The sequence below is a fragment of the Bacillus sp. ISL-46 genome (assembly GCF_018613205.1).
Genome location: NZ_JAGGQR010000102.1, coordinates 25,007 through 36,972, shown reverse-complemented (window position 1 = coordinate 36,972; position 11,966 = coordinate 25,007). Strand labels below are relative to the sequence as shown.

At 38.2% G+C, this 11,966-nt stretch carries 9 protein-coding genes and 1 pseudogene; 1 reads left to right on the top strand and 9 read right to left on the bottom strand.

Going from position 1 to position 11,966, the window contains the following annotated elements:
* Positions 1-28: 28 nt before the first annotated feature.
* From J7E67_RS30185 to J7E67_RS30165, 5 genes are all read right to left on the bottom strand, one after another.
* The gene (locus J7E67_RS30185; protein ID WP_214716644.1) at positions 29-1,606 is read right to left on the bottom strand and encodes a Na+/H+ antiporter; all 1,578 of its coding nucleotides are present in this window, start codon (positions 1,604-1,606) and stop codon (positions 29-31) included.
* 500 nt (positions 1,607-2,106) lie between these two features.
* The gene (locus J7E67_RS30180; protein WP_214716643.1) at positions 2,107-2,520 is read right to left on the bottom strand and encodes a CBO0543 family protein; all 414 of its coding nucleotides are present in this window, start codon (positions 2,518-2,520) and stop codon (positions 2,107-2,109) included.
* A gap of 218 nt (positions 2,521-2,738) precedes the next feature.
* The gene (locus J7E67_RS30175) at positions 2,739-3,842 is read right to left on the bottom strand and encodes a Ger(x)C family spore germination protein (protein WP_214716642.1); all 1,104 of its coding nucleotides are present in this window, start codon (positions 3,840-3,842) and stop codon (positions 2,739-2,741) included.
* A complete protein-coding gene (locus tag J7E67_RS30170) occupies positions 3,839-4,939 on the bottom strand; it encodes a GerAB/ArcD/ProY family transporter (protein ID WP_214716641.1) in 1,101 nt (366 codons plus the stop codon). Before J7E67_RS30170 ends, J7E67_RS30175 begins: the two co-directional genes overlap by 4 nt.
* A gap of 4 nt (positions 4,940-4,943) precedes the next feature.
* On the bottom strand, positions 4,944-6,491 hold the full coding sequence (locus J7E67_RS30165) for a spore germination protein (RefSeq protein ID WP_214716640.1): 1,548 nt from the start codon (positions 6,489-6,491) through the stop codon (positions 4,944-4,946).
* A gap of 526 nt (positions 6,492-7,017) precedes the next feature.
* Here J7E67_RS30165 and J7E67_RS30160 point away from each other — a divergent pair.
* A complete protein-coding gene (locus J7E67_RS30160) occupies positions 7,018-7,434 on the top strand; it encodes an MFS transporter (protein WP_374102992.1) in 417 nt (138 codons plus the stop codon).
* A 633-nt stretch (positions 7,435-8,067) separates the two neighbouring features.
* Here the strand turns inward: J7E67_RS30160 and J7E67_RS30155 are convergent.
* The 4 genes and pseudogenes from J7E67_RS30155 to J7E67_RS30140 all read right to left on the bottom strand — a co-directional run bounded on the left by J7E67_RS30155 (position 8,068) and on the right by J7E67_RS30140 (position 11,956).
* Positions 8,068-9,066 carry an NADP-dependent oxidoreductase gene (locus J7E67_RS30155; protein ID WP_214716651.1) on the bottom strand — a complete coding sequence of 333 codons (999 nt, stop codon included), beginning with the start codon at positions 9,064-9,066 and terminating at the stop codon, positions 8,068-8,070.
* 620 nt (positions 9,067-9,686) lie between these two features.
* Positions 9,687-10,265: a TetR/AcrR family transcriptional regulator gene (locus J7E67_RS30150; RefSeq protein WP_214716638.1), complete on the bottom strand. Its 579-nt coding sequence runs from the start codon at positions 10,263-10,265 to the stop codon at positions 9,687-9,689.
* Positions 10,266-10,905: 640 nt separating this feature from the next.
* Positions 10,906-11,040: pseudogene (locus tag J7E67_RS30145) on the bottom strand (carboxymuconolactone decarboxylase family protein); the annotation flags it as partial.
* 145 nt (positions 11,041-11,185) lie between these two features.
* Complete coding sequence (locus tag J7E67_RS30140) at positions 11,186-11,956, bottom strand: 3-oxoacyl-ACP reductase (RefSeq protein ID WP_214716637.1); 771 nt, start codon at positions 11,954-11,956, stop codon at positions 11,186-11,188.
* Positions 11,957-11,966: the final 10 nt, after the last annotated feature.

Genomic DNA, 11,966 nt, shown 5'->3' with positions numbered 1-11,966 from the left:
CACAGAAACTGGTGAAGAGACTTAATTATTAATGTAAATCTTCTAATTTCACTAGTTGGTCAGTAATTTGATTGTATTCGTGCTCAGCTACTTCGTTAGAGATAATTTCTTCTTTGTTCAGTTTTTCGATGGCTTCGTGTTGTGCGTATAATGCGTGTTTTTGTAAGATGGTTTGTTCTTTTTCTTTTAGTCCTGGATACTTCTCAAAAAGTTTCTCTATTTTGTTCTGCAATGCAGTTAGTTCTTGTTCATATTGTGTAATGATCTCTTTGGCTGCGGTTTCCGTAATTAATAATTTTTTTCTAACTGTTTGTATTTCCGTTATGGCTGTTTCAAATCGGTGTCCCCTAGCTATTATTTCTTCATATTCCTTAAATGCTTCTTCTTTTCTATTAACCCCTAAGAGGGATAATAGCGGTTTTATAGATAGTCCTTGAACCACCAATGAGAACAATACCACACTAAAAGCTATAATCAAGATTTCCTCCCGTCCCGTAAAATCACGAGGAAGACTTAAAACAAGAGCAATGGATAAAGACCCCTTAAGACCTCCCCAGTTGATAACGTGCTTCCAGGAAGTTGGAAAATTCTTGGTAAATAATAGACTTGCATAGACTGCAATACTTCTTGCAATAAGCACAATCAATAAGGCAAAAAATACTAAGCTCCATTTGTCCGCTAAGTTAATGTTGGTTATTTCCAATCCTACCATTAGAAATACGATTGAATTGGCTAGCAGTGCAGTAACTTCCCAAAAATTATTAATATTTAACTTCGTCGTCGGACTCATGCCAATTTTTGCTCCGTAATTTCCAAAAATCAGGGCAGCAACAACAACAGCAATGACACCAGAGGCATGAACCGCTTCAGCTAGTAAGAATGAACCGTAAAATAAAATAATACTAAAGATAATTTCTAACGGATAATCGTCGAAGTATTTGGTTAATTGTGAGAACGCATAACCAAGTGCACCACCAATGATGAGCCCAAATGTGATTACCTTAATAAATTCCCATAATCCATAGCCAACACCTACAACTCCAAGGTCAAGATATATAAGTAAATAAAAAGCGGAAATTTTAAAAAGGACAACCGCAAGTCCATCATTAAATAAACTTTCTCCTTCAATAACAGTTGCCAGCCTTTTATTTACCCCGACACTTTTAAAAATTGATATAACGCTTACAGGATCAGTAGCACTCATTAAAGCAGCAAAAACAAACGCTGTAGGAATCGAAAAACCTAAAAGCCATATCGTAGAAAAACCGACAATGAGAAAGGATAAAAGAGTTGCTCCAAAAGCTAGAGCTAGAATGGGTTCTTTATTCTCCTTTAAATGGGAAAAAGGCAGCTTTAAAGCCGCTTCACCTAATAAAGCAGGCAAGAACAGCGTAATGATGACAAAGTTGAAAACTTCACCTTCTGTAATCAAACCCTTTAATGGCTCTAAAGCAGGAATGTTTACAAGACCAATAATAGTCCCAACAATTACCAATGCAATTGGGTAAGGTTGCTTTAATTTTTTGGCGATGGCAGTAATACCAGCTGCAATCATAACTAATATAAGTCCAAGTTCGAAAATATGGTGTAGCTCTAGGTCATTCACTTTTTATAAAACCTCCTTTTAAGTTCCTAGTATTCCTTATGAGAGTATTTCGTATCATCAATTTTTCGATTTAAACAAAATAAATAGCACCATTCTTACAATTGATGGTGCCTGTCTTTATAAATGCTTAACAGTACGGTTTTTGGTTGTTTTTTAAATAAAAAACTGTAGCTTATTCCACTAACCTGCCCCGTTAGCACAATAAGAAAAAGCCACCAAGGATGGCAGCTGATTGTTCAACTCAAGCACCCGTTACTTTAAGTACAATTCTTCACAAACTCAATATCTATAAACAAGAAAATGCATTACCCTTGGAGTAATGCATCAAAAAGTAAGAAAGATTGAATTTTACTATTTTTACCCACCTATTTCACGCCATTATAAAATTTAATTAATAGGTTCAAAATTTTTCAATTTACTAAGGCGATGGCTTATTAAGTAAATAACAAAGTAAATGGGGAAAGAATAAAATTCATTCCAATTAGTTGAGACATAAAGACCTAACCATTTAAAAAGGGCTCTCCAATGAATGCGCTTCCTACTGCAAAAATTCCTCCTTTAAGAATAGGAGATACATGCGGCTTAAGTTGAATAAGAAACATAATTGAGACAGGTATAAGCACAAAATCCCAAGGAACGTAAGAAGGAATAGTTGGAAAAACTTTCCCCGTATAATACCACTTTCCATATTGCACTCCTAAAAAATCAAGCCATGAAGAAACAAGTGCAGCAAAACAACCAACAAATAAAAGACGGTTTGTACTCTCTTTCTTACGAAACTTGACCCATATGAGTAAAGGTATGATTGTAAAAGCCAGTGATACAAAAAAATCCCAATGTAAAAAGGTATTTTTTAACCAATAATCAAAATAACCCCTTCTTGCTTCGGTAACTTTATTATGAAATTCCCCCATCTTATTTATTTTTTCTGGATCTTGTAAAGTTTTATAATCCCAGGCTAATTACCATTCCATTGGAATTTTTAATCTTTTGTGGTTGGAATTAGAAAATCTATTTTCCTTTGTTCTATTAGTTGAAAACGAGTAAGATGCACCATAACCAAAAAGCTATCCTTTATGTAATCATTCACAAAAAGAATAGCCTTTTTTAAATAGAACATCATTGGCCCGTGTTACTTAATCGTTCCCATCCCGCCAATGGTTACACGTACTTTGACGTTTACATCAGCCTTCGAAAAGGCTTTCCCCCATTGATTTTGGACTTTTTTCCACTCTGGATACGTATAGGCTCTTGCATAAATCCCAAATCCAAACGGGTCAATGGAGGCGGTTTGCGTTTTCTTTATTAAGCGCTCGAAATCTGCTTGCAGTTTCGTTTCTATACTCTTTTGCAGTTTCGCTGTGTCCTTCCTTACATTGAATGGAAAAAGCCGTTCTGTAATGGCAATTCTCATTCTTACGTCTGTGTCAAAAATAAAATGACCGTCATACCTTACCTTTGTTTTTACCTTGACGTTCGGCGTACTAAAGCTGATCCAATGTTTATCCCGTCCATTCGATTCCAAAGGGACTGAAATGGTAAATGGGAAATCACCTTTTGTTTTATTCTGCAGGATGCGTAATAATTTGTTTTCATGTGGTTTTATGCTTAACTTATATCTGCTCTGTTCATCTAGCAGAGCCGTGCCGGTCAACATGATTTTGTGGTCTTTTTTCATTTCGGTGATGCTTGCTGTCATCCCTTTTTCCGTCGTTTGCTCATGAAATTCTTGAATGGTGGTTTTTACAGTGACATTTCTTCTGTATGCCGTATCCACTAAATTTGCCAAATACAAAGGTAGACGCGGCTTGTCTTTTGGCCTAAAAAAAATGACGTCCGAAACAGGCCCATCTACGGAGACAACTCGTGTGGTTACCGTATTTTTGGGGTCCCGATAAAAGGGATCGATATAATTGATCCAATTTTTTCGTTTAAGCAGCTTTTTTCCGATTAAGATTAATTGCGTTTTGCTTCCCGATGTCAAAGCCATTACCGTCATATCAAAAAGTTCCCTGGAATTTCGAATCGTAACAGCTTTCACTTCGACTTTCTCCTCTTTTACCTTTGCTTCTTTATTAAACACCGGACTGGACATGTACACCACTAAATGATCATCCTCATCCAGGTCTAAACCTAGTATAAGTGACAGAGTGACATCTTCAACATTTATTTGGTCCACGCATCCGGTCATCATCATAGCCAAGAGCGATAGGCAAAGTAGTATCTTCCTTTTCAATGGCTTACCCTCCGACGGAACTTTTCATATATCCAGCTATAGATCCATAAAAAGGGAGGAGCTATGAATGCCAATTGCAGCCCTCCTTTGGCAACCATTAGCTGCCACTTTTCCGATTCAATCCAAGTAGGATCACGCCAAAAGACCAATCCAATAATGATCAATAATAAAATAATGACGTGCTGGCTGTGATCCTGTTTTCCCAGCAATTGACTAGAACAAAAGGCAGTAATGAATACACAAGGTATCCAGGCTGTGGAAACAACAATCAGATAAACAGCCAATAAAACCATGTCAAAACGCTCCAAAAAACGAAATTCAATTAGTTTAAGCAAATTCAGGACGGGTTGATTAAATTCGATAATCCCATCGGGACTAAAATAGGCAAAGCAGGCAATCGTCACTAAAACATAAAACAACATCGTTAAGGTGTTCGCAATCGTGATTCCGAGAACCGCATGCTGCTTTTTTTGCAAAAAGGGGTACAGGAAGAACGCGACTTCAAATCCCAAAAAGGAAAAAACAGTGGTCGGCACAGCGGATAATACTGGTCTCCACCCTTCTTTAAGCACCGGAAGAAAGTGCAGCCAATTTCCGTCCCTTAGCGGTATCAGGAAAAACAAAGGAATCCAAATGACCATGTAAAAAGACAGCTCGGAGTATCTTGCTAAAACGCGAACCCCGTTACGGGCTACAAAAAAAGTAGGAACCGAAAATAACAGTAAAATGATATAATTAGGGGTTTTAGGCAGGAACCATGCTTTGATATATAGACTGCCATTCACAAGAATGGCCCAAGCGTAAAAAGCAAAGTACACCATGTAAACGATGACGACTGCTTTTCCCACAATTTTTCCGAATAAACGGATAAGAATTTCGATAAGGGTTTCATCAGGATATTTTTCGCACGTTTTAACCAAAAAAATGCTGGCAGCGGCAGAGAAAAACCAGCCAATCAGGATAGCGATCCACCCGTCGGTACCTGCTTTTTCCGCAAGTATACGTGGGAGGGATAGGACCCCAGTTCCCACCTGTGTTCCATTAATCAAAAAAATATATTGCATGAGAGTGATTTCGTTATAGGCATATTTTTTCATCGTTTCACCTTTTAGTGCGATTTCTCCCTTGTCGAATAGTTGGAATAGCTCCTGTGCCTTTAGGGCGGCTTTTCATTGTCCATAAAGGGAAGCGCAGAAACGCATCCTTCATATCGGCAAATCGGAAAGGAGCCAGAGGAGTTCCATAAGGCGTGCCTAGTGATTCAAGACTAATCAGGTGGCCGACTATGGTCATCCATCCGATGACAATCCCTACAATTCCAAACATGGCAGCGGATAGCATCATAGGAAATCTTAACAGTCTGATGGATGAACTCATATCATAATTAGGGATGTTATAAGAAGCGATGGCTGTAACGGCAACGACTATGATCATAATGTTGCTGACAATTCCCACCTGCACAGCCGCCTGGCCAATGATAATGCCGCCAACAATGCCAATGGTCTGACCGATTGGAGTCGGCAGCCTTAATGCAGCTTCCCTCATCAATTCCAGGATCATTTCCATAATCACAGCTTCCATTACGGGTGGGAACGGAACTTGAATCCTTGATTCTGCAATCGTAAGCAAAAGCTCCATCGGGATGACTTCAAAATTATAGGAAATAAAGGCAACGTAAGTGGCAGGCAAAAATAAGGCAATCATAAAGGCTATAAAACGCATGACTCGGATAAAGGAAGAAACTAACCAACGGGTACCGTAATCATCCACAGCCTGAAAAAAGGACATAAAGTTTGCCGGAGCAATCAATACGTTCGGAGAATGATCCATAATAATCACAAATCTTCCCTGAAGAATATGGGATACAGCTGTATCTGGTCTTTCCGTCAACATCATTTGCGGAAACGGTGAATAGGGATTATCTTCAATGAACTCGATAAGTTCGCCGGTATTAATGACCGCGTCTACTGTAATATTTTGAATCCGCGTTTCCAGTTCTCTTAGTACGTCTTTAGAAGCTACATCTCTCAAATATAAAAGGGAAACCTTTGTTTTCCCTCGAATACCGACGGTCATCTCTTTTAAGATTAATTCCTGATGGGGAATATACCTGCGGATTAGGGCAATATTTTGACTCCCTGTTTCTACAAATCCTTGATTAGCACCTTTTAGAGATATTTCATTTTGAGGATTATTAGGCTGTCTTTGCGGCCACCCTTTTGTATCTAATTGATAACCGGTGATTTGCCCGTTTATCAATAAAACGCTATCTCCTCCTAGAATCGCATTTTCGATTTGCCCCCACGTATAGACCATTTCGATTTCTCCTATTGTGACTGGCAGTTCCTTATTAGGATCGAAGGAACTATGCATCAATGGCTTTAGAACATAATTATGGATTGCATCTTTATCCGTCAAACCGGACAAGTACGCCAAAGCGGCCTCCGTTTTACTCGGGGCGATGAGAAAGCGACGAATCACTAAATCCGGTGCTTGAGAAAATAGCAGTTGGAGATTCTCTGTATTTTGGGATAAATCAGAGTCCAGGACATCATCTTCCATATTTTTTTTCTGAAGATTAGAATTATAGCTTGTGTGATGGAACCGAGAAGAGCGCTTTCCTCTTAAAAACTTCAGAAAATAAAACATCAACTCCGTCCCTTTCTGCATTTGCTATAAATTATGTTTTTAGTATGCATTGTCTAAGGAAAAATATTCTAATCCTTCCCCTGATTCATCATTCAAGAACAACAGTGAGCAGTTGACAAGTCTACTATTTTAAACCGCAAACAGAACAGCTATTGGTTTTATTCTAACCATCAATTAGAAGCATGGTTTGTCTGATAAGAGAGAAATAAAAGGCTTATATGACTATTTAACTATCTCTTCAAAACTATATATTGGATTAAATTTTCTTCCTTATTTCGGCATAAAAATACCCCTACAATGATAGACAGTATCGGCTTTTTTTTTTACCGTGTCTACACTAGAGGATATATCACGGAGACAGCTCCAAACTGTAACTCTTGCACCCGTTACTTTAAGTTATCATGAACGAAACTAGCTCCTTACTCGTAACACCGTAGGTTAATTTGGTTACACTGTTTACTGGAAAAACAAACCAAATCAGAGCTACATTACGAAAGGAGCTAGCTATTATGAAGGATACCATTAAATATGTAGGTTTAGACGTTTCAAAGGAAAAAATTGCAGTATTTTTGGGCAGTTATTGTTATTAAGTGCCTCAATCTTATTTGCTTGGTTCTCTTCTGCAAATCCCTATTTTATCCTTTCCATTTATATGTTTGCTAGCGTTGGCTTTACGGCAATTTCTTCGAGTATTTCGAACGAGATAACAAGGATCTTGCCAATCAATCAAATTGGTTCGGGGATAGGAATCGTCCAATTAATGCAATTTTTCGGTGCGGGTCTCGGAGTGACTATTTCTGGATTACTCATAACCATTCAAGAAGGTTTATCTTTGGAAATGGTTTATCGAAATATTTTTATATGCTTCTCGATTGTTAACATTATGACTGGTTTCATATACGGCTTCTATCTTCGTAAAGCTAGGTTAAAGGAGCAAAGTTAAATTCTTCATCGCTTGAATAGAAATAGGACGTCCATAATAGGTTTCCACCACTCTTAAAAGGGATTTTAATAATGATACTTTAAGTTTCTGTTAATAAATTAAGCTACTTGCTAAAAAAGGTTCAAATTCAGATAAAAGGGGGCATTTATTTGTTGGTTAAAGGTAATAAAGTAATATTTGAGTCAAAAATTTATGTAATTCATTGGATATACGATAGCGGTTACTCCGAAATTAAAAATGATAATCATATTAAGTTAGTTAAACTTTCAGACCTTACTACACAATAATAAGCTTTTATCCCTGATTTGGGATTCATCCAGCACTCTTCCAAGGGGTGCTGTTTTATTTCCAAAGAAGGTCAATAAAATAATTTTTTCTGTTGTGATCCATTTCATATTGAACTAACCTCACCCGGTAGTGGAACAAGAAAAAGAGCTGCCGCAGCAACCCTTTTTTACACTAAAGCCACCGTTAACTATTTTTTCACAAACTTATACATTTTGGTTTTATTCATTACTCGAATGCTTCCCCGTTTGCGACATAAATAAAAAGCTACCCTATTGGCAGCTAGATCTATAAAAGGAAAGCACTTTATAGTTTAACAAGAGTTCTTCCACGTACTTAAATTTTAGATTAGAAGGTTAAAATAACTTTGCCTTGTGAGTGTCCAGTAGAAACTTTTATTAATGCTTTGTTAATGTCATTAAAATTATAAATTGAATCAATAGAGGGCGTGATATTTTCTTTTTCAACAAGATTAGTGATTCTTTGTAATTGACTGCCATTGGCGTGTACGAATAAAAAGTGATATTCATTTTTATGTTTACGTGCTAAAAAATCTACACGAGCACCCACTAAACCAAACAATAATTTTTTCCACATTGGAAAATTATTGTCAACCGCAAACCGATAATTAGGTACGGCTTTTAATGATACTAACTTTCCTTGAGGTTTTAAGATACCAAGTTCTGCTTTTATCTCTTTTGCTCCCAAGGTGTCGATAACATAATCTATATCAGATAAAATGTTGGCATAGTTTTCCTCATGATAATTTATGAATCTATCAGCGCCAATCGACAGTGTACGTGATCTACCTCTTTCACTGCCGCTTGTTATAACATATAACCCCATTGATTTGGCGATGGGGATTGCCATAGCACCAAAGCCACCAGTTCCTCCAGGGATAAATAACTTTTTGTTAGGCTGAGCATTGAGTACGTCATTTAATGCTTGATAAGCAGTCAAAGCTGTGAGAGGAACAGCGGCTGCTTCAATAAAGGATAGATTTTTAGGCATTAAGGCTATAGCATCTTCATTGACGACCGCATATTCAGCAAAAGCTCCAATTTGATTAACTGGCAACCTCGTATAAATGTGGTCACCAACGTGGAAGTTCTCAACATCTTTTCCAACAGCCTCAATAACGCCAGATAGTTCATTTCCTAAAGTTAATGGTAAATCATAATCAGATATCATTCGAATACTTCCATTTAAAATAAGGATATCTAATGGATTAACACCTGCTGCTTTTACTTTAACGAGTACCTCCCGGCTATTAATTTCTGGTATTTTAACATCATTCAATTCCACTTGAACTTCTTTTGAATATTTCTGCATTTGAGCAGCTCTCATTTTTTCATCCTCTTCCTTTACAATGTTTTGGTGGCTTTTCATGAAATGCAATCTCTAGCGTTGAATGTAGGTGACTCAAAACAAAAACCAGTGCTTGAAGGGTATAGCCCAAGAATGCACTAAACGCCTGCAAATACACGTAATTCATGCGTCAAGCACTGATTTTCAGGTTGAGCCAAAAAACGGCACAAACTTTTATTATATTAATTACCAAGACAGCTGTTTCCCACAATTTCTTTTTCTGATGAAAGAATGGCGTACAATTTTTCAGTTGTACGCCATTCTTCATTCTATAAGCTATACTTACCCCTCTTGATCCCTTCATGGAAAGAGCTTTAAGTAAGACAAGACTCATCTACGAGAACGACCATTCTAAAAAACACAAAAGAATGATCCCTTCATGGAGAGAGCTTAAGCAAGGAAAGACTCATATACGAGAACGATCATTCTAAAAAACACAAAAGAATGATCCCTTCATGGAGAGAGCTTAAGCAAGGAAAGACTCATATACGAGAACGATCATTCTAAAAAATGCATAAGCAATGATATATTCTTAGGAGTAAGCTTTACTACAGCTCAGACTTACTCATATAGGAACTATAATTCTAAGAATAAAATAATTATTTATCTAAAAGTTTTATGGATAAATTGGCTATACGGTGTAGTTTTTCTTTGGGAATGGAGGTTCTTGTCATTACCCTTAACCCAACACAAACAGTATGCAGATGTTCCGCCAGTTCGCCGGCATCGTAATCTGAGGTAAATTCTCCCTCCTCCTGCCCCCACAGAATAATATCCTTGAATAGCTGCTCTGATAGTGTGAACGATTCAGTGGACTTTGAATCCACATCGGCATCGCGCATTGCCAATTCCACCGCCGAATTCACCATTAAACAGCCTGAAGGCGAGTTCTCTTCACCATTTATCATGAAACTAAAAATAAACTGAAGAGCCTCCGCTGCAGTCTTGGATCGTTTAACTTCTCCCGTAAGCTCAGCACTGACTTTATCGCGAAATCGATCCATTGCTTTCAAAAACAGCGTATGTTTGTCGCCAAATGTGTCATACAAACTTCTGCGATGGATTCCCATATACTCGACCAGATCGGTCAAGGATGTCTTCTCATAACCTTGTGCCCAAAAGAGCTTCATCGCCTTGTCTAATACTACGTTCTCTTCGAATTCTTTACTTCTTGCCATACTATTTTCCTCCTCCCATCGTCAATATAACATATTGAGAACGATCGGTAAAGAAAATAAATCCTTTCCACATAAATGCTTGTTATAAAAAGAATACCTAGTAAAATGATTAAAAAATCGTTTTGAGATCTCCCCAACGTTATCGAGGAAAAAATGACAAATACGACATAAATAGGCAGGACGATATGATACATTAAACGAAAAAACATAAGTTTCTCTCCAATTCACTTATCTAATGGTTATCCAACTCATTATACACAATTTTCCGTTCAAAAAACCTCACTCTTAGCGTACCTTTACAAATAAAAAAGACTGTCCTGTTGTGTTTAAGGACGGTCTAAGAAACAAAGTTATTCGCTATTAAATCCCAGGAGTAATATTAAATCCCCTTCCGAGATATATGACCAGTTTTTAAGAAGCAATATTTGGATGAATCTTTTAAAAAATGGTTTGATGGTCCCGAAGATCCCAACTATGTGTTTCTCGAAATTAAACCTGAAACGGTCCGCATTCTGAATCTAGATGGCGAACCACCACAAGAATTTACCCTATAGTTGGTCATAAAAAAACACTATGGGAAGATACTTGTCAGCTTAAAGGTGACTTGTACTTGTCATAGCGTTTTTTTAACTTACTTCCATTACTGCTTCAGCTGATTTAATTCTAGTATACATTCTTGGACAAGAGTAACTGCCTGGCTCATTGCCGCCCCACCGCCAAAGGCAGCAGTCACTCCGATTGCTTCAAGTATTTCTTGCTCCGAGCAACCTTGATCCTGTATTAATGTTTTTACATAATCTTCCTATAAACGTACTAATAGCAAAAGAGTGAGTCCTTATCTGACAGTAATGACACTTTATACGACAGTAACAACGGCCTATCCGACACTACACACTGCCCCATCCGATACTAATATCTCCTTATCCCATCACAAGGCCGCCATCGACAAACAATGTTTGTCCGGTCATAAATTGACTCCATTCGGAGGCCAGAAACATAACAGGTCCTGCAATATCTTCAGGAGCCGCAAGTCGTCGCAGAGGTGTTTGTGCTATAATCATTTCCTTAACTTCTTCTTTCGTATGTTTACTGGCATCTGTTGGGTAAACAAGTCCCGGCGCAACACAATTGACCCTGATTCCAAAAGAACCAAGCTCCACCGCCAAATTGCGGGTGTAGCCCGTCAGTGCGGTTTTCGCCGTATTATATTCGTGATAGGGAACAATTGGTCTTACCACTAGGTTGCTGGTCACATTGATGATGCTGCCCTGGCTTTGTTTTTTCATCACAGGAAGTACAGCCTGACACACATAATGGGTTGATCTTAATGCTCCATCAAGCTGGGCTTGATAGTCCTCCCATTTAACCTCCCAGGCCAGCTTCCGCTGATCCGGATCAAAGACATACGGTTTGAAAGCATTGTTTACGACAACGTCTATTTTTCCTGCTTCCAATACAACTTGGTCGATCATTTGATTAACAGCCGTTTCGGAAGTGACATCTGCCTGGATGGCCCAGGCATCCCCCCCTAGTTCGATACAAGCGGATGCCACTTGTTCAGCGGCCGTATGATTTTGCAGATAATTAACGATGACAAAGGCCCCTTCCTTTGCAAAGGCACGGGCAATGGCAGCACCGATGCCGCGGCTGGCTCCTGTAACAAGTACGGTCTTTCCTTCAAACTTTTTCATTTTCGGCCTC

What these genes read in the sequence shown, in the direction of transcription:
- J7E67_RS30180 (WP_214716643.1), bottom strand. Translation starts at nt 2,520, where the DNA reads ATGGGGGAATTTCATAATAAAGTTACCGAAGCAAGAAGGGGTTATTTT.
- J7E67_RS30170 (WP_214716641.1), bottom strand. Translation starts at nt 4,939, where the DNA reads ATGAAAAAATATGCCTATAACGAAATCACTCTCATGCAATATATTTTT.
- J7E67_RS30165 (WP_214716640.1), bottom strand. Translation starts at nt 6,491, where the DNA reads ATGTTTTATTTTCTGAAGTTTTTAAGAGGAAAGCGCTCTTCTCGGTTC.
- J7E67_RS30155 (WP_214716651.1), bottom strand. Translation starts at nt 9,066, where the DNA reads ATGAGAGCTGCTCAAATGCAGAAATATTCAAAAGAAGTTCAAGTGGAA.
- J7E67_RS30150 (WP_214716638.1), bottom strand. Translation starts at nt 10,265, where the DNA reads ATGGCAAGAAGTAAAGAATTCGAAGAGAACGTAGTATTAGACAAGGCG.
- J7E67_RS30140 (WP_214716637.1), bottom strand. Translation starts at nt 11,956, where the DNA reads ATGAAAAAGTTTGAAGGAAAGACCGTACTTGTTACAGGAGCCAGCCGC.